General features: G+C 68.8%; 17 protein-coding genes and 1 tRNA gene. 16 read left to right on the forward strand and 2 right to left on the reverse strand.

Going from position 1 to position 22,434, the window contains the following annotated elements; all coding sequences use genetic code 11:
* The first annotated feature begins 2 nt into the window (after positions 1 to 2).
* The 7 genes from bhcC to FE811_RS06290 all read left to right on the forward strand — a co-directional run bounded on the left by bhcC (position 3) and on the right by FE811_RS06290 (position 7,575).
* Complete coding sequence (bhcC, locus tag FE811_RS06260) at positions 3 to 1,166, forward strand: 3-hydroxy-D-aspartate aldolase BhcC (protein ID WP_116221021.1); 1,164 nt, start codon at positions 3 to 5, stop codon at positions 1,164 to 1,166.
* Positions 1,166 to 2,128 carry an iminosuccinate reductase BhcD gene (bhcD, locus tag FE811_RS06265; protein WP_116221022.1) on the forward strand — a complete coding sequence of 321 codons (963 nt, stop codon included), beginning with the start codon at positions 1,166 to 1,168 and terminating at the stop codon, positions 2,126 to 2,128. Before bhcC ends, bhcD begins: the two co-directional genes overlap by 1 nt.
* Before the next feature lie 39 nt (positions 2,129 to 2,167).
* Positions 2,168 to 3,649, forward strand: coding sequence for a nucleobase:cation symporter-2 family protein (locus FE811_RS06270; protein ID WP_036753900.1), 1,482 nt, complete (start codon positions 2,168 to 2,170; stop codon positions 3,647 to 3,649).
* Positions 3,649 to 4,992: an 8-oxoguanine deaminase gene (locus tag FE811_RS06275; protein ID WP_116221023.1), complete on the forward strand. Its 1,344-nt coding sequence runs from the start codon at positions 3,649 to 3,651 to the stop codon at positions 4,990 to 4,992. The genes FE811_RS06270 and FE811_RS06275 overlap by 1 nt, the downstream gene beginning before the upstream one ends.
* A 17-nt stretch (positions 4,993 to 5,009) precedes the next feature.
* Positions 5,010 to 5,360, forward strand: a complete 351-nt coding sequence (gene uraH / locus FE811_RS06280; protein ID WP_036753894.1) for a hydroxyisourate hydrolase — start codon at positions 5,010 to 5,012, stop codon at positions 5,358 to 5,360.
* Between the two features lie 204 nt (positions 5,361 to 5,564).
* Positions 5,565 to 6,812, forward strand: coding sequence for a urate hydroxylase PuuD (locus FE811_RS06285; protein ID WP_116221024.1), 1,248 nt, complete (start codon positions 5,565 to 5,567; stop codon positions 6,810 to 6,812).
* A gap of 64 nt (positions 6,813 to 6,876) precedes the next feature.
* Entirely contained in the window at positions 6,877 to 7,575 is a 699-nt protein-coding gene (locus tag FE811_RS06290) for a class I SAM-dependent methyltransferase (protein ID WP_116221025.1), read from the forward strand.
* 3 nt (positions 7,576 to 7,578) lie between these two features.
* Here FE811_RS06290 and FE811_RS06295 read toward each other — a convergent pair whose 3' ends face one another.
* Positions 7,579 to 8,475 (reverse strand): LysR family transcriptional regulator, encoded by an 897-nt coding sequence (locus FE811_RS06295; RefSeq protein WP_116221026.1) that lies wholly within the window; start codon positions 8,473 to 8,475, stop codon positions 7,579 to 7,581.
* Positions 8,476 to 8,592: 117 nt separating this feature from the next.
* Here FE811_RS06295 and xdhA point away from each other — a divergent pair, with 117 nt between their 5' ends.
* Genes xdhA through guaD form a run of 4 tightly spaced genes read left to right on the forward strand, consistent with a single transcriptional unit; the run spans position 8,593 to position 14,352 of the window.
* Positions 8,593 to 10,038 carry a xanthine dehydrogenase small subunit gene (gene xdhA / locus FE811_RS06300; protein ID WP_140846982.1) on the forward strand — a complete coding sequence of 482 codons (1,446 nt, stop codon included), beginning with the start codon at positions 8,593 to 8,595 and terminating at the stop codon, positions 10,036 to 10,038.
* Positions 10,035 to 12,347, forward strand: coding sequence for a xanthine dehydrogenase molybdopterin binding subunit (xdhB, locus tag FE811_RS06305; protein ID WP_036753880.1), 2,313 nt, complete (start codon positions 10,035 to 10,037; stop codon positions 12,345 to 12,347). Before xdhA ends, xdhB begins: the two co-directional genes overlap by 4 nt.
* Positions 12,344 to 13,087, forward strand: coding sequence for a xanthine dehydrogenase accessory protein XdhC (xdhC, locus tag FE811_RS06310; RefSeq protein WP_116221028.1), 744 nt, complete (start codon positions 12,344 to 12,346; stop codon positions 13,085 to 13,087). Before xdhB ends, xdhC begins: the two co-directional genes overlap by 4 nt.
* Positions 13,075 to 14,352: a guanine deaminase gene (gene guaD / locus FE811_RS06315; protein WP_116221029.1), complete on the forward strand. Its 1,278-nt coding sequence runs from the start codon at positions 13,075 to 13,077 to the stop codon at positions 14,350 to 14,352. Before xdhC ends, guaD begins: the two co-directional genes overlap by 13 nt.
* 180 nt (positions 14,353 to 14,532) lie before the next feature.
* Here guaD and FE811_RS06320 read toward each other — a convergent pair.
* A tRNA-Gly gene (locus FE811_RS06320) sits at positions 14,533 to 14,606 on the reverse strand.
* Between the two features lie 243 nt (positions 14,607 to 14,849).
* Between FE811_RS06320 and FE811_RS06325 the strand changes: the two genes are divergently transcribed.
* From FE811_RS06325 to FE811_RS06345, 5 genes are all read left to right on the forward strand, one after another.
* Complete coding sequence (locus FE811_RS06325; RefSeq protein ID WP_116221030.1) at positions 14,850 to 16,217, forward strand: efflux RND transporter periplasmic adaptor subunit; 1,368 nt, start codon at positions 14,850 to 14,852, stop codon at positions 16,215 to 16,217.
* 36 nt (positions 16,218 to 16,253) lie between these two features.
* A complete protein-coding gene (locus FE811_RS06330) occupies positions 16,254 to 19,376 on the forward strand; it encodes an efflux RND transporter permease subunit (RefSeq protein ID WP_116221031.1) in 3,123 nt (1,040 codons plus the stop codon).
* 146 nt (positions 19,377 to 19,522) lie between these two features.
* Positions 19,523 to 20,956, forward strand: a complete 1,434-nt coding sequence (locus FE811_RS06335) for a LapD/MoxY N-terminal periplasmic domain-containing protein (protein WP_116221032.1) — start codon at positions 19,523 to 19,525, stop codon at positions 20,954 to 20,956.
* Positions 20,953 to 21,627: a response regulator transcription factor gene (locus FE811_RS06340; RefSeq protein WP_036753863.1), complete on the forward strand. Its 675-nt coding sequence runs from the start codon at positions 20,953 to 20,955 to the stop codon at positions 21,625 to 21,627. The genes FE811_RS06335 and FE811_RS06340 overlap by 4 nt, the downstream gene beginning before the upstream one ends.
* A gap of 6 nt (positions 21,628 to 21,633) precedes the next feature.
* The coding region (locus FE811_RS06345) for a helix-turn-helix domain-containing protein (RefSeq protein WP_140846985.1) at positions 21,634 to 22,434 on the forward strand (801 nt) is incomplete at its 3' end.

A 22,434-nucleotide genomic window follows, 5' to 3' on the forward strand; every position in this document is an offset into this window, starting at 1 on the left:
CCATGAACGCGAAAACGGATTTCGCCGGCTACGAGGTCGGCTATGACATCCCCGCCCTGCCGGGCATGGACGAGGCCGAGATCCAGACGCCCTGCCTGATCCTCGACCTGGACGCGCTGGAGCGCAACATCAGGAAGATGGGCGACTATGCCAAGGCGCATGGCATGCGCCACCGCAGCCACGGCAAGATGCACAAGTCGGTGGACGTGCAGAAGCTGCAGGAGTCGCTGGGCGGCTCGGTCGGCGTCTGCTGCCAGAAGGTCAGCGAGGCCGAGGTCTTTGCCCGCGGCGGCATCGGGGACGTGCTGGTCACGAACGAGGTGCGCGAGCCGGCCAAGATCGACCGGCTGGCCCGGCTGCCCAAGACCGGCGCGACGGTGACGGTCTGCGTCGACGACGTGTCCAACATCGCCGACCTGTCGGCGGCGGCGCAAAAGCACGGCACCGAACTGGGCATCTTCGTGGAAATCGACTGCGGCGCCGGGCGCTGCGGCGTGACCACCAAGGAAGCCGTGGTCGAGATCGCCAAGGCCGCCGCCGCCGCCCCGAACCTGGTCTTCAGGGGCATCCAGGCCTATCAGGGCGCCATGCAGCACATGGACAGCTACGAGGACCGCAAGGCCAAGCTGGACGCCGCCATCGCCCAGGTCAAGGAAGCCGTCGCCGCGCTGGAAGCCGAGGGCTTGCCCCCCGAATTCGTCTCGGGCGGCGGCACGGGTTCCTATTATTTCGAAAGCAATTCGGGCGTTTACAACGAATTGCAATGCGGCAGCTACGCCTTCATGGATGCCGATTACGGCCGCATCCACGATGCCGAGGGCAAGCGCATCGACCAGGGCGAATGGGAGAACGCGCTGTTCATCCTGACCTCGGTCATGAGCCATGCCAAGCCGCACCTGGCGGTGGTCGATGCCGGGCTCAAGGCGCAGTCGGTCGATAGCGGCCTGCCCTTCGTCTATGGCCGCGACGACGTGAAATACATCAAGTGCAGCGACGAGCATGGCGTGGTCGAGGACAAGGACGGCGTGCTGAAAGTCAACGACAAGCTGCGGCTGGTGCCCGGCCATTGCGACCCGACCTGCAACGTCCACGACTGGTATGTCGGCGTTCGGAACGGCAAGGTCGAGACGGTCTGGCCGGTTTCGGCGCGCGGAAAGGGCTACTGATGCTCGTCGTCGCCGAAAAGGAAATCGCGGGTCTGATGACCCCCGAAGCGGCCTTCGAGGCCATCGAGGCGATCTTCGCCTCGATGGCCCGTCGCAAGGCCTATAACTTCCCGGTGGTGCGCGAGGCCATCGGCCACGAGGATGCGCTTTACGGCTTCAAGGGCGGCTTCGACGCCTCGGCGCTGGTGCTGGGGCTGAAGGCCGGTGGCTACTGGCCGAACAACCAGAAGCACAACCTGATCAACCACCAGTCCACCGTCTTCCTGTTCGACCCGGACACCGGCCGGGCGACTGCCGCGGTGGGCGGCAACCTGCTGACGGCGCTGCGCACCGCGGCGGCCTCGGCGGTGTCGATCAAGTATCTGGCGCCCAAGGGGGCCAAGGTGCTGGGCATGATCGGCGCCGGCCACCAGTCCGCCTTCCAGATGCGGGCGGCGGCTGCCGTGCATCCGTTCGAGAAGGTCATCGGCTGGAACCCGCATCCCGAGATGCTGTCGCGCCTTGCCGATACCGCCGCCGAACTGGGCCTGCCCTTCGAGGCGGTCGAGCTGGACCGGCTGGGCGCTGATGCCGACGTGATCATCTCGATCACCTCGTCATTCTCGCCCCTGCTGATGGACCAGCATGTGAAGGGCCCAACGCATATCGCCGCCATGGGCACCGATACGAAAGGCAAGCAGGAGCTGGACCCGGCGCTGGTCGCGCGCGCCCGGATCTTCACCGACGAGGTCGCGCAGTCGGTCAGCATCGGCGAATGCCAGCATGCCATCGCATCGGGCCTGATCCGCGAGGATCAGATCGGCGAACTCGGCGCCGTGGTCGCGGGCGACCATCCGGGACGCGGCGACGCCGAGGTGACGCTGTTCGACGGCACCGGCGTCGGGCTGCAGGATCTGGCGGTTGCGCAGAAAGTCCTTGAAATCGCAAAGGAAAAGGGACTGGCGCAAGAAGTCGAGATCTAAAGAGACATAACGTCCTGAAACTAGGGAGGTATAGGACGAATGCAAGCAATCGACACCAGCCCCGGCTTTGATCCGGTCGAGGAGCGCATCGTCGCGCCTCGGCTGCTCGCCCTGGGCTTCCAGCATGTTCTGGTCATGTATGCCGGCGCCATCGCGGTGCCGCTGATCGTCGGCCGCGCCCTGCAGCTTTCGCCGCAGGACGTGGCCTTCCTGATTTCCGCCGACCTCTTCGTCTGCGGCATCGTCACCATCATCCAGTCCTTCGGCGCCACGCAATGGTTCGGCATCCGCCTGCCGGTGATGATGGGCGTGACCTTCGCCGCCGTCGGGCCGATGGTCGCCATCGCCTCGTCCAATCCGGGGCAGGAGGGGGCGCGGATGATGTTCGGCGCCATCATGGCCGCCGGGCTCATCTCGATCTTCTTCGCGCCGCTGGTCAGCCGGCTGTTGCGCTTTTTCCCCAGCGTCGTCACCGGCACGGTGATCCTGGTGATCGGCGTCAGCCTGATGCCGGTGGGCATCAACTGGATCTTCGGCCTGCCGGTCGGCCCGACCGCGCCGCAACTGGTCGATCCCGCCGCCCAGGCCTGGCTGGAGGCCGCCCGCGCCGCCGGCGACGTCCCCGACAGCGTCAAGCTGATGCCGACCGTCGCCAATCCCGAATATGCCTCGCTGCCGCGCATCCTGATCGGCATCACCGTGCTGGCCGCGATCCTGCTGATCGCCCGCTACGCCCGCGGCTTCGTCGCCAATATCGCGGTGCTCCTGGGCATCGTCATCGGCGGGCTGCTGGCCGCCGCGCTCGGCATGATGCATTTCGAGGGCATCGCCGAGGCAGCCTGGTTCGCCCCGATCAAGCCCCTGCATTTCGGCATGCCGATCTTCGACCCGGTGATGATCCTGACCATGCTGCTGGTCATGTTCGTGACCATGATCGAATCGACCGGCATGTTCCTGGCGCTTTCCGACATCTGCGGCCGCCGCATGACGCCCAAGGCGCTTTCGGCCGGGCTGCGCGTCGACGGCCTGGGCACCGCGATCGGCGGGCTCTTCAACACCTTCCCCTATACCTCCTTCAGCCAGAACGTCGGGCTGGTGGGCGTGACCGGCGTGCGCTCGCGCTTCGTCTGCGTGGCGGGCGGCGCGATCATGATCGTGCTGGGCCTGATCCCCAAGATGGGCGCGCTGGTCGAATCGCTGCCGACCACGGTGCTGGGCGGCGCGGGGCTGGTGATGTTCGGCATGGTCGCCGCGACCGGCATCCGCATCCTCTCGACGGTGGATTTCAAGGGCAACAAGCACAACCTGTTCATCGTCGCCGTCTCGCTGGGGCTGGGCATGGTCCCGATGATCGCGCCCGACTTCAACCAGTGGCTGCCGCATTCCATGCACACGCTGATCCACTCCGGCATCCTTCTGGCCGCCGTGGCCGCGGTGCTGCTGAACTGGTTCTTCAACGGCGCGCCGCACACCAGCGACGAGGAAATCGCCGCCGCCGCCCACGCAGCCGAGGCGCATTGATGACGAAACGCCTGCTCATCAGGGGCGCCGAAGTGGTCGTGACCATGGACGGCGCCCGGCGCGAGATCGCCGGCGGGGACGTGCTGGTCGAGGGCGGGGTGATCTCCGCCGTCGACCCCGGCCTCTCGGCCGAAGGCGCCGAGGTGGTCGAGGCGCGGGGCTGCGTCGTCACCCCCGGCCTCGTCAACACCCATCACCACCTGTTCCAGACCCTGACCCGCGCCGTGCCCGCGGCCCAGGACGCGGCGCTGTTCGGCTGGCTCAGGACGCTTTATCCGATCTGGGGCCGCATGGGTCCCGAGGACATCCGCCTGTCGACCCGGATCGGCCTTGCCGAACTGGCGCTCTCGGGCTGCACCTGCTCCTCGGACCATCTCTACCTGTTCCCGAACGGCGCCCGGCTCGACGACAGCATCGAGGCGGCGGCCGAGATCGGCATCCGCTTCACCGCCACCCGCGGCGCCATGTCGATCGGCGAGTCCAAGGGCGGCCTGCCCCCCGACGCCCTGGTCGAGGACGAGGCCGCGATCCTCAAGGACAGCGAGCGCCTGGTCGCCGCCTTCCACGACCCCAGGCCCGGCGCCATGGTGCAGGTCGGCCTCGCCCCCTGCTCGCCCTTCTCGGTCAGCCGGGAACTGATGCGCGACGCGGCGATCCTCGCCCGCGACAAGGGCGTGCGGCTGCACACCCACCTGGCCGAAAACGACGAGGATATCGCCTATTCTCTGGAAAACTTCGGCATGCTGCCCGGCGATTACGCCGAAAGCCTGGGCTGGACCGGCGAGGATGTCTGGCACGCGCATTGCGTGAAACTTTCGGACAAGGAAATCGACCTCTTCGCCCGCAGCGGCACCGGGGTCGCGCATTGCCCCTGCTCGAACGCGCGCCTCGCCTCGGGCATCGCCCCGGTGCGGCGGATGCGCGACGCCGGCGTGCCGGTGGGCCTGGGCGTCGACGGCTCGGCCAGCAACGATTGCAGCCATCTGGGCCTCGAGGCGCGCCAGGCCATGCTGGTCGCCCGCCTCAAGGACGGCCCCGCCGCCATGGGCGCGCGCGAGGCGCTGGAGATCGCCACGCTCGGCGGCGCGCGCGTGCTGGGCCGCAGCGACATCGGCGCGCTGGAACCCGGCAAGCGCGCCGACCTGGTGCTCTGGGACGTCTCGGAACTGCCCGCCGCCGGCCAATGGGATCCGGTGGCGGCGCTGGTCTTCTGCGCGCCGATCCGCCCGCGCGCGGTCTATGTGGAAGGCCGCGCCGTGGTGCAGGATCACCACCTGCTGACCGCAGACACGAATCGCCTGAACGAACAGGCCCGCGCCGCCATCGCCCGGCTCGCCGATTGACTAAGGAAAGGAAGACAATGCCCGGCTATCTGACCACCCATGTGCTCGACACCGCCAACGGCACGCCCGCGCAAGGCATGCGGATCGAGCTTTACCGCCTCGACCCCGAGCGCCGGCTGATCGCCCAGACCGTCACCAACCACGACGGCCGCACCGACAAGCACATCCTGCCCGAGGCGGAGTTCCAGACCGGCGAATACGAACTGGTCTTCCATGTCGGCGCCTGGCTCGACGCCCAGGGACACCAGGCGGCCAAGCCCCGCTTCCTCGACCAGGTGCCCCTGCGCTTCGGCATGTCCGAACAGGACCATTACCACGTGCCGCTGCTGATCTCGCCCTACGGCTTTTCGACCTATCGCGGCAGCTGAGCCCCCAGGCTTTCTCCGTTTTCCAAATACCCTGGGGGTGAAAGGCCCGGCACGGGCCTGAGGGGGCAAAGCCCCCTCTTTTTCATTTCCGCAGCACCCCGCGAAAGATTTTCAACGCATCGTTAAGACAGCAAGGGGAAATGCGTGAATACTCGCAACCCCGCGAAGCGGCTAGTCTTTCCCCAGCTAGACAGGAGACAAAGTATGTCCGATTTCGCCGTCATCTGGGATTGGCTCGCCTTTGCCATCCGCTGGACGCATGTCGTCACCGCCATCTGCTGGATCGGCTCGTCCTTCTATTTCGTCGCCCTCGACCTCGGGCTGCGCAAGGTGCCGGGCCTGCCCCCCGGCGCGCATGGCGAGGAATGGCAGGTCCATGGCGGCGGCTTCTACCACATCCAGAAATACCTGGTCGCGCCCGAGCGCATGCCCGAGCATCTGATCTGGTTCAAATGGGAAAGCTACATGACCTGGATCTCGGGGGCGGCGCTCCTGATGGTCACCTATTGGGTCGGCTCCGAGCTGTTCCTGATCGACCCCGCCAAGATGGAGCTGGCGCCCTGGCAGGCGATCCTGATCTCGGCCGGCTCGCTCTCGATCGGCTGGCTGATCTATACCAACCTGTGCAAGTCCAAGCTGGGCGAGACCCCGACCCTGCTGATGCTGATCCTCTTCGCGCTGCTGATGGTCATGGGCTGGGCCTACAACCAGGTCTTCACCGGCCGCGCGGTCATGCTGCACCTGGGCGCCTTCACCGCCACGATCATGACGGCGAACGTGTTCTTCATCATCATGCCGAACCAGCGCATCGTCGTCGCCGACCTCAAGGCCGGGCGTCCCGCCGATCCGAAATACGGCAAGATCGCCAAGCTGCGCTCGACGCATAACAACTACCTGACGCTGCCGGTCGTCTTCCTGATGCTGTCGAACCACTATCCGCTGGCCTTCGCCACCGAATACAACTGGGTGATCGCCGGGCTGATCTTCCTGATGGGCGTGACCATCCGGCATTTCTTCAACACCATGCACGCCGGCGGCGGCATGAAGTGGTGGACCTGGGCCGCGACCACGATCCTGTTCATCATCGTCATGTGGCTCTCGACCGCGCCCATGTTCCGCCAGACGCTCGAGGAGGCCGAGGCCCGCGTCCTGACCCCCTCGCAACAGGCGATGCTCGACGCGCCGGGCTGGGACGACGCCTATAACGCGGTCATGGGCCGCTGCTCGATGTGCCATGCCAGGGAGCCCTCGTACGAGGGCATCCACACCGCGCCCAAGGGCGTGCTGCTGGAAACCCCCGACGACATCACCCGCGCCGCGCGCGAGATCTTCATCCAGGCCGGCGTGACCGATGCCATGCCGCCCGCCAATGTCAGCTTCATGGAGCCGCAGGAACGCCAGGCGATCATCGACTGGTATCGCGGCCTGCCCAAGACCTTCGCCTGGAACTGACCTGTTTGCCTCTGCCCGCCGGATCGGCTAGCTGCACCGTTCGGCAGCATCGAGGGAGGCAGGCATGGACCGCGGGAATGGCTGGGACGATTCCGCCGAGGCCTGGATCGCCGACATGGGCGAGGAAGGCGATTTCTCGCGCCGCCACGTGCTCGACGCCCCGATGCTGGCCCGCATCCGCGGCCGCGGCTTTCGCAACGCCCTGGATGTCGGCTGCGGCGAGGGGCGTTTCTGCCGGATGCTTGCCGCCGAAGGCATCGCCGCGACCGGCATCGATCCCACGCCGAAGCTGATCGAGGCCGCGCGCAGCCGCGACGACAAGGGCCGCTACGTGCAGGCCCGCGCCGAGGCCCTGCCCTTGCCCGATGCCGGCTTCGACCTGGTGGTCAGCTACCTGACGCTCATCGACATCGACGACATCCGCGCCGCCATCGCCGAGATGGGGCGCGTCCTGCGTCCCGGCGGCAGCCTGCTTGTCGCCAACCTGAACTCATTCAGCACGGCGGGCGGCTGGAACGGCGATCCCGGCACGGGCTACCTGATCGACAACTACCTGGACGAGCGCGCGGAATGGGTCAGCTGGCGCGGCATCCTGATCCGCAACTGGCATCGCCCCTTCCATGCCTACATGCAGGCGCTGCTGGCGCAGGGGCTGCGGCTGGTGCATTTCGACGAGCCCGCCCCGCAGGGCGGCGATCCCGAGCGCGTCGCGCGCTATCGCCGCGCGCCCTATCTGCACCTCATGGAATGGGTGCGGGACTAGGGCTCAGGCAAACACCCCCCGCACCTCGCGCGCGATGAAATCGGCGAACAGCCGCACCTTGGGATCCTGCAGGCGGCGATGCGGCGTCAGCACGCCGAATTGCGAGGGGATCGGCGGATGGTCCGGCAGCACCTCGACCAGCCGCCCGGCGGCCAGATGCTCGGCCACCTCGTAGCGGGGACGGTTGACGATGCCCCTGCCCGCCAGCGCCCAGCCGCTCAGCACGTCGCCGTCGTCGGCGTCGAACTTGCCGTTCACCAGCAGCTTCTGCGGCCCCTCGGGGCTTTCCAGCACCCAGTAGTATTCCGGGCTCCTCGGATAGCGCAGCAGCAGGCAATTATGCGCGGCCAGATCCTCGGGGCGCTGGGGATGGCCGTGCTGCTCCAGATAGTCGGGGGTCGCCACCAGCGCGCGCCGGCATTCCGCGATCCGCCGCCATTTCAGCGCCGAATCCTGCGGCTCGCCCAGGAAGAAGGCCAGGTCGATCCCGTCGGCGATGATGTCGACGTTGCGGTCCGACAGCCGCAGCCGCACCTCGACGCCGGGATATTCGTCGCAGAACCTCGGCACCAGGGGCGCGATCAGCCGCCGCCCCAGGCCCAGGGGCGCCGTCACCCGCAAGGCGCCATGCGGCATGCCGGAAAAGCCCGAGACCACCGCCTCGGCCTCGTCCAGCGTCTCGATCACCCGGCGGGCATTGTCGTAGAAGGCCCGCCCCACCTCGGTCGGCACCAGCTTGCGGGTGGTGCGGTTCAGAAGCCGCACCCCGTAGCGCGTCTCCAGATCCTTGATCCGGTTCGAGGCGACGGCCGGCGACATGCGCAGGTCGCGCCCGCCCGCGGTGATCGAGCCCAGTTCGACCACGCGGACGAAGACCCGCAGACTTTCAAGATATGGCATGGTCTCAACCCGCCTCTTTCAAGGAATCGCTGAAAGTCTTATGCTCAATCCGAGATTTCGCAAAGAGCAATTCGCATCTAGGCTTTTCCCATACCCAGCCATGCGAGCGAGGACCGAATGGGCCACGAATTGCGCTTTCTTCTGAACGACGCCGAGATCCGCCTGACCGAGGCCGGATCGCGCGACACACTTCTGGACTTCCTGCGGCTCAACCGCCGCCTGACCGGCACCAAGGAGGGCTGCGCCGAAGGCGATTGCGGCGCCTGCACCGTCCTGGTCGGCCGGCTGCACGAAGGCCGGCTGCATTACGAGCCGATCAATGCCTGCATCCGCTTCCTGGCCTCGTGCCACGGCTGCCATGTCGTCACCGTCGAGCATCTGCGCGGCGCGGACGGGGGCTTGCACCCGGTCCAGGCCGCCATGGTCGAGCATCACGGCAGCCAATGCGGCTTTTGCACGCCGGGCTTCGTCATGGCGCTTTACGGGCTGTGGATGTCCGAGCCGCGCCCCGACATGCTGGCGATCGAGACCGCGCTGCAAGGCAACCTGTGCCGCTGCACCGGCTACGAGCCGATCGTGAAGGCGGCCTTCGCGGCTTCCGAGGCCGGCGGGCAGCACATGGACGCGCTGAATGTCGAGCGCGACCGCATCACCGCCGCGCTGGCCGCGATCCCCCGCGACCGCGTCGAGGTGGCGCGCGGCGAGGATCGTGCCATCCTGCCGGCCGACGCCGCCGACCTGGCGCAGGTTCTGGCCCAGAACCCCAAGGCCACCATCGTCGCCGGCGCCACCGACGTCGGCCTGTGGGTGACGAAATTCCTGCGCGACATCTCTCCGGCGGTGTTCATCGGCCATCTTCAGGATCTCAAGCGGATCGAGATCGCCCCCGGCCATGTCACCATCGGCGCCGGCGTGACCTATTCCGAGTTCGAGCCCTTCCTGCGCCAGCATTTCCCCGAGGCGGTGGATTACTGGCTGCGCATCGGCGGCTGGCAGGTCCGCAATGCCGGCACCATCGGCGGCAATGTCGCCAACGGCTCGCCCATCGGCGAGACGCCGCCCTTGCTGATCGCGCTTGGCGCGACCCTGCGGCTGCGCAGCGCCGAGGGCACCCGCGAATTGCCCGTCGAGGATTACTTCATCGAATACGGCAAGCAGGACCGCCGCCCCGGCGAATTCGTCGAGGCGATCACCGTGCCCCTGAAGGGCGAGGCCAGGATCGCCGCCTACAAGGTCTCCAAGCGCCACCACGCCGACATCACCGCCTCGGCCGCCGCCTTCCGGGTGGAAACCGACGGGGCGACGATCATCGACGCGCGCGTGGCCTTCGGCGGCATGGCCGGCACGCCCAAGCGCGCCACCCAGGCCGAGGCGGCGCTGAAGGGCCAGCCCTTCACCGCCGAGACCTTCGAGGCCGCGGCGCGCGCGGTCGCCAATGACTTCCAGCCGCTCAGCGACTGGCGGGCCAGCAAGGAATATCGCCAGCAACTCGCCGCCAACTTCTTCCGCCGCTTCTGGCTTGAACAGCAGGGCGCAGACCACCGCCTGAGGAGGGTCGAATGAAACAGGACGTCTTCGTCAAGGGCGCCGCCCATACGCCCATCATCCACGATTCCGCCGAAAAGCACGTCACCGGCCGGGCCGACTATACCGACGACCTGATGGAGCCGGTGGGCACGCTGCACGCCTATCTGGGGCTTTCGACCGTGGCGCATGGCCGCATCGTCTCGATGGACCTCGATGCGGTGCGCAAGGCCCCCGGCGTGCATCTGGTGCTGACCGCCGCGGACATTCCCGGCCATAACGACATCTCGCCCACCGGCCTGCACGACGAGCCGCTGCTGGCCGGGGACGAGGTGCAGTTCCACGGCCAGCCGATCTTCGCCGTGGTGGCCGAGACCCGCGACCAGGCCCGCCGCGCCTGCCAACTGGCCCGCGTGGAATACGAGGAACTGCCCTTTGCCATCGACGCGATCAGCGCCCGCGACGCCGGGCTGGGCTATGTGACCAAGCCCCTGAAGCTCAAGCGCGGCGACATGGCCGAAATGGACCGCGCGCCCCGGCGCATCGAAGGCCGGCTGACCGTCGGCGGGCAGGAGCATTTCTACCTGGAAAGCCAGATCGCCTTCTCGATCCCCGGCGAGGACGACGAGGTCGTGGTCAACGTCTCGACCCAGCATCCCAGCGAGGTGCAGCACATGGTCGCCCATGTGCTGGGCGTGCCCTCGAACGCCGTGGTGGTGAACGTGCGCCGCATGGGTGGCGGATTCGGCGGCAAGGAATCGCAGATGAACCCCTTTGCCTGCATCTCGGCGCTGGCGGCCAAGAAGCTCGGGCGCGCGGTCAAGCTGCGCCCCGACCGCGACGACGATTTCTCGATCACCGGCAAGCGGCACGATTTCGTCATCGACTATCAGGTGGGCTATGACGAGACCGGCAGGATCCACGCCGTGGACGCCGATTTCTACGCCCGCTGCGGCTGGTCCTCGGACCTGTCGGGCCCGGTGACGGACCGGGCGCTGTTCCACGCCGACAACGCCTATTACTACCCGGCGGTGGAACTGCGCAGCCATCCGATGAAGACCAACACCTGCTCGAACACCGCCTTTCGCGGCTTCGGCGGCCCGCAGGGCGTGGTCATGGCCGAGCGCATCGTCGAGGACATCGCCTATGCCCTCGGCCGCGACCCGCTGGAGATCCGCAAGCTGAACCTCTACGAGAACGGCCAGCTCACCCCCTATCACCAGGAGGTCGAGGACCAGATCCTGCCGCGCATCTTCGAGGAACTCGAGGCCAGCAGCGACTACCACGCCCGCCGCCAGGCGGTGCTGGACTGGAACGCCCGCGCCCAGGAACAGGGCGGCGCGATCCGCAAGGGCATCGCCCTGACCCCGGTCAAGTTCGGCATCAGCTTCACCGCGACCTGGTACAACCAGGCCGGCGCGCTGATCCACATCTACTCGGACGGCTCGATCCACCTGAACCACGGCGGCACCGAGATGGGCCAGGGCCTGAACACCAAGGTCGCGCAGGTGGTGGCCGAGGCGCTGGGGGTCAGCATCGACCGCATCCGCATCACCAAGACCACGACCGAGAAGGTGCCGAACACCTCGGCCACCGCGGCTTCCTCGGGCTCGGACCTGAACGGCATGGCGGCGCTGGACGCCTGCCGCCAGCTGATCGAGCGGCTGACCGCCTTCGCCGCCGAGGCCAAGGGCGTGCCGCCGGAACTGGTCAGCATCGGCGAGACGGTGCAGATCGGCACCGAGGAAATGCCCTTCCAGGATTTCGTCAACACCGCCTATCTGGCGCGGGTCCAGCTGTCGGCCGCGGGCTTCTACAAGACGCCCAAGATCCACTGGAACCGCGACACCGGGCAGGGCCGCCCGTTCTACTACTTCGCCTATGGCGCCGCCTGCTCCGAGGTCTCGGTCGACACGCTGACCGGCGAATACGTGATCGAGCGTGCCGATGTGCTCCATGACGTGGGCCGCAGCCTGAACCCGGCGCTCGACAAGGGCCAGGTCGAGGGCGCCTTCGTGCAGGGCACCGGCTGGCTGACCAGCGAGGAACTGTGGTGGGACCAGAAGGGCCGGCTGCGCACCCATGCGCCCTCGACCTACAAGATCCCGCTGGCCTCGGACCGGCCCAAGGTCTTCAACGTGCAGCTGGCCGACTGGTCGGTGAACCGCGAGGCGACGATCAAGCGCTCGAAGGCGGTGGGCGAGCCGCCGTTCATGCTGGGCATCTCGGTCTTTCAGGCGCTGAACATGGCGGTGGCCTCGTTCAACGGCTATGCCGAGAACCCGCGCATCGACGCGCCCGCCACCCCCGAGCGCGTGCTGATGGCCATCGAGCGGCTGCGGCCATGATCCGGGTCGAGATCACCCGCACCCGCGGCTCGTCCCCGCGCGAGAAGGGGGCGGCGATGTTCGTCACCCCCCAGGGCCTCAGCGGCACCATCGGCGGCGGCCAGCTGGAATACATGGCCATCGACCGCGCCCGGCAGATGCTGGCGCGCGACGAGGCGCAGGCCGTGATGGACGTGCCGCTGGGCCCCGAGATCGGCCAATGCTGCGGCGGCCGGGTCGAACTCTCGCTGACCCGCGTGGCCGAGGCCCCGGCCGGGCCCGAATATCCGCAGGTGCTGATCTTCGGCGCCGGCCATGTCGGCCGCGCGCTCGCCAAGGCCCTGGCGCTGCTGCCGCTGCACCCGATCCTGATCGACCAGCGCATGGGGGAACTCGGGCAGGCCACGGGCGAAACCCGCCTGACCCCCCTGCCCGAGGCCGAGATCCGCAACGCCCCCTTCGGCACCAGCCACATCATCGTCACCCATGACCACGCGCTGGACTTCCTGCTGGCGGCCGAGGCGCTGCGCCGCATGGACGCGCCCTATATCGGCATGATCGGCAGCCGGACGAAACTGGCGCAGTTCCGCCGCTTCGCCCGTGCCCAGGGGCTGGACACCGACCGCCTGACCTGCCCCATCGGCGCGGGCTATTCGCGCGACAAGCGCCCCGAGATCATCGCCGCCTTCACCGCCGCCGAGCTCATCGGCCGCCTCATCGAAACCGCTTCTTCGTTGAAAAAATACCCATGCGACAGCTGATCCGGGGGCGCACGCTCTCCTTCCACGCCGACCCCGCCGAAACCGAGGACGCCTTCGCCTATCACGAGGACGGCGCCATCGTCACCGAAGCCGGCAAGATCGTCGCCATGGGCGATTACGCCGCCCTGCGCGAACCCGGCCTGCCGGAAATCGACCACCGCCCGAACCTGATCCTGCCGGGCTTCATCGACCCGCATATCCATTTCCCGCAGGTGCAGGTGATCGCCAGCTGGGGGGCGCAGCTGCTCGACTGGCTCAACACCTATACCTTCCCCGAGGAATCGCGCTTTGCCCAGCAAGGCCATGCCCCGCTCATGGCCGGGAAGTTCCTCGACCTGCTGCTTTCGCACGGCACCACCACCGCCGTCGCCTTCTGCTCGGTGCATCCGCAATCGGCCGAGGCGCTGTTCGCGGCCGCCGAGGCGCGCGACATGGCGATGATCGCCGGCAAGGTGATGATGGACCGCAACGCCCCCGAGGCGGTGCTCGACACGCCGCAGCAGGGCTATGACGACAGCAAGCGGCTGATCGAGAAATGGCACGGCCGCGGCCGCCAGCGCTATGCCATCACCCCGCGCTTCGCCATCACCTCGACGCCCGAGCAGATGGCAATGGCCGGGCAATTGGTGCGCGAACATCCCGACTGCCACATCCAGACGCATCTGTCGGAAAACCGCGACGAGATCGCCTTCACCCTGCAGCTCTACCCCCAGGCGCGCGACTATCTCGACATCTACGAAAGCTACGGGCTGCTCTCGGACAAGCTGCTGCTCGGCCATTCCATCCATCTCGAGCCGCGCGAGATCGCCCGCATGGCCGAGACCGGCAGCCGGGCGGTGTTCTGCCCGACCTCGAACCTGTTCCTCGGCTCGGGCCTCTTCGACGAGGCGGGCCTGCGCGCCGCGGGCGTGACCAGCGGCATCGCCACCGATGTCGGCGGCGGCACCAGCTATTCCATGCTACAAACCCTGGCCGAGGGCTACAAGATCCTCCAACTGCGCGGCCAGAAGCTGCATCCCCTCGCCGCCTTCCACTGGATCACCCGCGGCAATGCGCTGGCGCTCGGCATGGCCGACCGCATCGGCACGCTGGTGCCCGGCTCTGACGCCGACCTGGTGGTGCTGGACAGCCGCGCGACGCCGGCGATGGCGCTGCGCATGGAACGGGCCGAGACCCTGGCCGAAGAGCTGTTCATCCTGCAGATCCTCGGCGACGACCGCGCCATCGCCCAGACCTATGTCGCGGGAAAACCCATGCTCGGCTGACCCGGCGCAACTTTTTGCCGATTCGACCGCCGAAAGCCTTGGGCGGTCGGATCGGCCTCGCCCCAGGCAGGAAACCCGCACCTGCCGAAGCCAACCGCATGCCGGGAGCGGCCTGCGCAACGGGGCGCGGCACGGGAAACCCCCGCATCCCACGGCAAAACAATGACCAGCCTGGAAGGATGGAGCGGGTGAAGGGAATCGAACCCTCGTCTTCAGCTTGGGAAGCTGCGGCTCTACCATTGAGCTACACCCGCGAGGCCCGGATTGCTTACTGTCTCGCGCTGGCCGCCGCAAGACCAATCTGCGCCCGGCGCTTCTTCGTTCCCCAAATACTCCATCGGCAGCGCAGCCGGGCGGCGGGCAGGCCCCCTTCCCCCCCAGCCTGCGGCCGGGTTTCGCCGGTGGCGCAACGTCGCGGTCCGAAACGGTTTTGGGATTGATCATCCCGTGCGAAACTGTTCGTTATGCAACCGTCAGCAAATAGCCGGAGCAAAACGATGTTCGCGCTATCGCGCCGCATGGCGATTTCCGTGATCCTTCCGCTTGCGGCGGGGCTTGCCCCCATGGCCGCCCTGGCGCAGGATCCCGCGCAGATGCCGCCGCCGCCCGTCACCGTGGTGACGCTTCACGCCCAGGACGTGGCCCTGACCACCACACTGCCCGGCCGCGTCACCGCCTCGGCCGAGGCCGAGGTGCGGCCGCAGGTCAACGGCATCGTCACCGAACGGCTGTTCGACGAGGGCAGCCATGTGAAGGTCGGCGATCCGCTGTTTCGCATCGACGCCACCACCTACCAGGCCGCCGTCGCCCAGGCCGAGGCCGCCGTGGCCCAGGCCCGCGCCCAGGCCGAGGCGGCGCGCCGCGAGGCCGAGCGCGTGGGCGCCCTGCGCGACCGCCGCGTCGCCAGCGAAAGCACGACCGACAATGCCATCGCCGCCCGCGATTCCGCCGAGGCCGCGGTCAAGGTCGCCGAGGCGCAGCTGCAGACCGCCCGGATCGAGCTGGAGCGCACCACCATCCGCGCCGAGCTGGACGGCGAGATCGGCCTGGCCCAGACCAGCCAGGGCGTGCTGGTGACGGCCAGCCAGCCGACGCCGCTGGCCGTGATCCGCAAGCTCGACCCGGTGCATGTGGACGTGACGCAATCGGCGGCCGAGCTGATCCGCTTCCGCCGCGAGATGGCGGCGCAATCCGCCGAGAGCCAGTCGGACCGCAAGGTGACGCTGCGCCTGGCCGACGGCACCGAATACGACCAGGAAGGCCGGCTGACCGCCGCCGAGCCCTATGTGAACGAGACGACGGGCGTGGTGACGCTGCGCCTGGCCTTCGCCAATCCCGACCGCACCCTGCTGCCCGGCATGTATGTCCAGGCAGTCGTGCAGCAGGCCACGGCGCAGAACGTGATCCTTGCCCCGCAGGAAGGCGTCAGCCGCGACCGCCGCGGCCAGCCCATCGCGCTGGTTGTCAATGCCGACAACGCCGTCGAGCAGCGCCAGCTGACCATCCTGCAGGACATGGGCAACAGCTGGATCGTCAGCGAGGGGCTGCATGACGGCGACCGCATCGTGGTCGAGGGCCTGCAGAAGATCGGCCCCGGCATGACCGTGACCCCCGAGGAACGCCAGGCCGCCGCAGCCGAAGCCGCGCAAGACGGGGCCGCCGAGGGCGCTGCGCCCGAAGCCGGGACGGGCGCCGATGCCCCGGCAAGCGCCGGCGAACAGCCTGCGCCCGAAGCCGGGAACGCGGAACAGCCCGCAGAGGAATCCGCAGAGCAACCCGCAGACCAGCCCGCAGACCAGCCCGCCGCCAAAGGCGCGGGTGCAGAGACCGCAACCGAGACCGGCGCCGGACAGCCGGCGAACTGACCCGGACGCCGCGAGGGAACAGCACAGGAACCGCACATGGCCCGCTTTTTCATCGACCGTCCGGTCTTCGCCTGGGTGATCTCGATCCTGATCATGGGTCTGGGGCTCTTGTCGATCGTCTCGCTGCCGGTGGCGCAATATCCGCAGATCGCGCCGCCCTCGGTGACGATCCGCGCCACCTATCCCGGCGCCTCGGCCGATACGGTCGCCAATACCGTCACCCAGATCATCGAGCAGCAGATGACCGGGCTGGACGGGCTGCGCTATTTCTCGTCCAGCTCGACCTCGGCCGGAACCTCGACGACGACGCTGACCTTCGAGACCGGCACCGATCCCGACATCGCCCAGGTGCAGGTGCAGAACAAGCTGGCGCAGGCCACCGCGCTCCTGCCCGAGCCGGTGCAGCGCCAGGGCATCACGGTCGAGAAATCCGCCTCGGGCTTCCTGATGGTCGTCGGCCTGACCTCGTCGGACGACCGCTATGAACAGGTGGACCTGGCCGACTACCTGATCTCGAACCTGGTCAACGACCTCAGCCGGGTCGAGGGCGTGGGCTCGGTCCAGGTCTTCGGCGCGCAATATGCCATGCGGATCTGGTTGGACCCGTCCAAGCTGGCCGCCTATGAGCTGACGCCCTCGGACGTGGTGGCGGCGGTCTCGTCGGAAAACGCGCAGATCTCGGCCGGCTCCTTCGGCAGCCAGCCGGCGCCCCAGGGGCAGATGCTGAACGCCACCATCACCGCGCAATCGCTGCTCTCCACCCCCGGGGATTTCGAGCAGATCGTGCTGCGCGCGGAACAGGACGGCGGCCTGATCCTGCTGAAGGACGTGGCCCGCGTCGAGATCGGCGCCCAGGACTACATGACCAATGCCCGCTACAACGGCCAGCCGGCCTCGGGCATGGCGATCAGCCTGGCCTCGGGCGCGAACGCGCTGGACACGGCCGAGCGGGTCAAGGCGCGGATGGAGGAATTCGCCCGCTTCTTCCCCGAGGGCATGGATTACGTGATCCCCTTCGACACCACGCCCTTCGTGCTGATCTCGATCGAAGAGGTGGTCAAGACGCTGGTCGAGGCCATCGTGCTGGTGTTCTTCGTCATGCTGCTGTTCCTGCAGAACTGGCGCGCGACGCTGATCCCGACGCTGGCGGTGCCGGTGGTGCTCTTGGGGACCTTCGGCGTGCTGGCGGCGCTTGGCTTCACCATCAACACGCTGACCATGCTGGCCATGGTGCTGGCCATCGGCCTTCTGGTGGACGACGCCATCGTCGTGGTCGAGAACGTCGAGCGCATCATGGAGGAGGAAGGGCTCGAGCCGCGCGAGGCCACCCGCAAGTCCATGGGCCAGATCACCGGGGCGCTGATCGGCATCGCGCTGGTGCTGTCGGCGGTTTTCGTGCCCATGGCCTTCTTCGGCGGCTCGACCGGGGTGATCTACAAGCAGTTCGCCATCACCATCGCCTCGGCCATGGGCCTGTCGGTGCTGGTGGCGCTGACGCTGACCCCGGCGCTTTGCGCCACGCTGCTGCGCAATGAACACGGCCACAAGACCCGCGGCTTCTTCGGCCTGTTCAACCGCGGCTTCGACCGCACCATGCAGGGCTATGGCAATTCGGTGAACTGGCTGGTCCGCCGGCCGCTGCGGATGATGCTGATCTACCTGTGCATCGGCGCGGCCATGGTGTTCCTGTTCCTGCGCACGCCCACCGGCTTTCTGCCCGACGAGGACCAGGGCATCATGTTCGTCCTGGTCCAGGGCCCGACCGGCGCCACCTCCGAGCGCACCGATGCGGTGATCGACCAGATCCAGCACTATTTCGCGGAAAACGAATCCGACAATGTCGAATCCTTCTTCGGCGTCTCGGGCTTCAGCTTCGCCGGCTCGGGGCAGAACATGGGCATCGCCTTCCTGCGGCTGAAGGACTGGGACGAGCGGCCGGGCGCCGGGCAATCGGTGCAGGCCATCGCCGGGCGCGCCTTCCCGGCGCTGATGGGCATCCGCGACGCCATGGTCTTTCCCATCGTGCCGCCCTCGGTGATCGAGCTTGGCAACGTCTCGGGCTTCGACTTCTACCTGCAGGCCCGCGCCGGACAGGCGCATGAGCAATTGCTGGACGCGCGCAACCAGCTGCTGGGCATGTCGGCGCAGGACGGGCGCATCGCCTCGGCCCGGCCGAACGGGCTGGAGGACGCGGCGCAATACAACCTCGACATCGACTGGCGCAAGGCGGGCGCCATGGGGGTCACGGCGACCGACGTGGGCAGCCTGCTCTCGGTCGCCTGGGCGGGGCGCTATGTGAACGACTTCATCGACCGCGGCCGTATCAAGCGGGTCTATGTGCAGGGCGAATCCGAATCGCGCGCGCTGCCGACCGACATCGACAAGTGGCGGGTCAGGAACAACTCGGGCGGGCTGGTGCCGTTTTCCAACTTCGCCGAGGGGCGCTGGAGCTATGGGCCGCAGGGCCTGGACCGCTATAACGGCGTGCCGGCCATGCAGATCCAGGGCAGCCCGGCGCCCGGCGTATCCAGCGGCCAGGCCATGGCCGCGATCGAGGAACTGGCCGGGCAGCTTCCGGCCGGATTCGACGTGGCCTGGACCGGGCTTTCGCTGGAAGAGCAGCAGGCCGGCAACCAGACCATGCTGCTTTACGGCCTGTCGTTGGCGGTGGTGTTCCTGTGCCTGGCCGCGCTTTACGAAAGCTGGTCGATCCCCTTCGCGGTGATGCTGGCCATGCCCATCGGCGTGTTGGGCGCGCTGGTCGGGGCCTGGCTGGGCGGCTTCGACAACGGCGTGTTCTTCCAGGTCGGCCTGCTGACGGTGATCGGCCTGACCGGCAAGAACGCCATCCTGATCGTCGAGTTCGCCCGCGAGCAGGCCGAGCAGGGCAAGCCGCTCTATGAGGCAGTGGTCGAGGCGGCGCGCCAGCGTTTCCGGCCGATCATCATGACCTCGGTCGCCTTCTCGCTGGGCGTGCTGCCGCTGGTGCTCTCCGCCGGCGCCGGCGCGAACGGCCGCAACACCATCGGCGCCACGGTGCTGGGCGGCACCGTCTCGGCCACGGTGCTGGGGGTGCTGTTCGTGCCGCTGTTCTTCGTGCTGGTGCGCCGCGCGCTCGGCCGCCCCGAACCGACCGAGCCCGCCGGCTCGCGCGCCTGAGCCGGGGTCGCGGGAAACGACAGGGGGGCCGGGGCCAGCACGCGTGCGCCCCGGCCCTTTCGCTTTGCCCCCGCAGCCCGCTTGCCCCGCCCCGATCCGCATCCTAGTCTTTCCCCGAGGAGCCGCCGCCGGCGGCAGGGAGAAAGATGGACGCAACCAGCCACATCGCGGCTGCCGATGACGCGCCTGCCCGGCGCGGGCGGCCGCATGGCGTGGCGTTGCGGCTTCTGGCGCTTGGCGGCTCGGCCTTGGCTTGGCTCGCGATGTGCGCCATCGTCGCCTCGGTGCTGATCCTCAATGCCCGCGGCTCGGTCAGCGACGAGACCGGCTCGGCCTTTCGCCTCGCCAATGCCTTTGCCACGCTGCACCTGCCCACCTCGTTCGAGCGGCGCGACATGATGGAGCAGGCCGCCCGCATCGCCGCCGAGATCGAGGCGCAGCGCCACCTGTCGGCCGAGCTGCGCGATGCGTCCGGCCAGCCGGTCGCGCTGGCCTTGCCGCCGCGCCTGCCGCCCGAGCGGGTGCCGGAATGGTTCGCCGCGCTGATCCGCCCCGAGCCGCAGCGCGAGCTGATCGCCATCGCGCAATATCCCAATGTGCTCGGCGTGCTGGAGATCCGCAGCGATCCCCGCGACGAGATCGCCGAGGCCTGGGCCGATTTCCGGCTGATCCTGCCGCTGCTGGCCACCATGGCGCTGGCGGCGATCGGCGTGACCATGGCGATCACCGGGCTGGTGCTGCGGCGGCTGGGGCTGCTGGGTGCGGCGCTTGGCCGGATGCGGGCGGGCGACCTGGACCATCCCGCGCCGCAGACCGGGCTGGCGGAACTGGCGACGCTGACCGAGGGGGTCAACGCGCTGGCCGCCCACCTGGCCGCCGAGCGGGCCGAGAACCGCCGCCTGCAAGGCCGGATGCTGACCCTGGCCGAGGCCGAGCGCGCCCGCATCGCCAGCGACCTGCACGACGGCATCGGCCCGCAGCTCTTCGCGCTGCAGGCGGCCGTGGGCCAGGCCGGCCGCGCCGCCGAAACCGCCAGCGACCCGGCGCTGGCCGAGGCGCTGGCCGCCGTCTCGCGCCACGCCCAGGCGATCCGGCAAAGCGCCCGCGCCGCCATCGACGACCTGCGCCTGGCCCCGGCCGAGGGCGCGAGCCTGGCCGAGATGCTGCAAGAGCTGCTGATCGAATTTTCCGAGATCGCGCCCGATACCGCCATCACGCTCGACTGCCCGCCGGACCTGCCCGAGCCGGGCGAGGCCGGGCGGATCGCGCTTTACCGCTTCGTGCGCGAAAGCGTGCTGAACGCGCTGCGCCATGCCGCGCCGGCCAGGGTGCGGGTCCGGCTGGCGCGCGAGGGCCAGGGGATCACCGCCCACGTCACCGACGACGGCGGCGGCCCCCCGGCGCAGGACCGCGCCCGGCTGGGCCAGGCAGGGCTGGGCCAGGCAGGGCTGGGCCAGACCGGGATGCGCGACCGCGCCGGCGCGCTTGGCGGGCGCTACCGGCCGCCCCGGCGCGAGGGCGGCTGGACCCTGACCGAATGCCACCTGCCCTGCCCGACCGACCAAGGACCAGCCCGATGAACGCAACCGCCCTTGCCCCGCCCAAGCCCCTGCGCGTGCTGATCGTGGACGACCACCCGGTCGTGGCCGAGGGCTGGGAATGGATCACCCGCGGCCGCCTGGATTGCCAGGTGATCGCCGCCGCCACCCCCTCGCAGGGCTGGCGGGCCTGGCGGCGGCAGGCGCCGGACGTGATCGTCGTGGACCTGACCATGGGCGAGGCCAAGCTGGCCGGCGCCCGGCTGATCGAGCGGCTGCGCGCCGCGGGCGCGACCCAGCCGATCCTGGTCTTCACCATGCATCGCAGCCCGCTGGTCGCCCGGCGCGCGCTGCAGGCCGGCTGCAACGGCATCATCATGAAGGATTCGCCCTCGGACGAGATCTGCGAGGCGCTGCGCGCGGTGGCGGGCGGCGGCGATTACGTCCCGGCCGACCTGGCGCGCCGCATCGCCCTGCTGGAACGGCCCGGCGCCACCCCGCCCCGCCCGCGCCTGACCCCGCGCGAGCTGGACATCCTGCGCGCCATCGCCGAGGGGCTGAGCTATCGCGAGATCGCCGAGCGGGCCAACATCAGCTACAAGACCGTCTCGAACGTCAGCCAGACGCTCAAGGACAAGCTGTCGGCGCAAAGCTTTGCCGACCTGGTCGTCAAGGCGATCCGCCACCTGGAGGAGACCCGCGACGGGATCTGAGCCATCATGCCACGTTCCTTGCCCCGCCATCCCGTCGCCCGCCCCCTGATCGGCACCCGCATCCGCGAGCGCCGCCTGTCGCTTGGCCGGCGCCAGACCGAGGTGGCGCGGCGGGCCGAGATCTCGGCCGCCTATCTGAACCTGATCGAGCATAACCGCCGCCCGGTGGGCGAGGAGCTGCTGTCGCGGCTGGCCCAGGCGCTGGAGATCGACGCGACCGAACTGGCCTCGGACCGCGAGGAGGCGCTGGTCGGCGCCCTGCGCGAGGCGGCGGCCCGCGCCGCCGACCAGCCCGGCGCCCCGGTCGAGCTGGACCAGATCGCCGAATTCGCCGCCCGCTTTCCCGGCTGGGCCTCGGCGCTGGCCGGGGCGGCGCGCCGCGCCGATGCGCTGGAGCGGCGGCTGGTCGCGCTGTCGGACCGCATGACCCGCGACCCCTATCTTCTGGCCACGCTGCACGAGGTGCAGTCGGCGGTGACGGCATTGCGCTCGACCGCCTCGATCCTGGCCGAAACGCCCGAGATCGAGCCGGAATGGCGCGACCGCTTCCATGCCAACCTGGACAGCGACAGCCAGCGCCTGTCGCGCACGGCGCAGTCGCTGGTGGCCTATCTGGACAGTTTCGAGGACGAGGCGGTGCCGATGTCGCCGCAGGAAGAGGTCGAGGCCTGGATCGCCGCCGGCCAGCCCGAGCCCTCCGAGGCGGCGGAACTCGCCTCGGACGCGGCGCGGGCCATGGCGCAGGATCTGCTGGCGGCGCAGGCGCGCGACCGCGCCGCCCTGCCCGACGCGGCGCTGGCGGCGGCG

The organism is Paracoccus sp. FO-3, assembly GCF_006386455.1.
GTDB lineage: Bacteria > Pseudomonadota > Alphaproteobacteria > Rhodobacterales > Rhodobacteraceae > Paracoccus > Paracoccus versutus.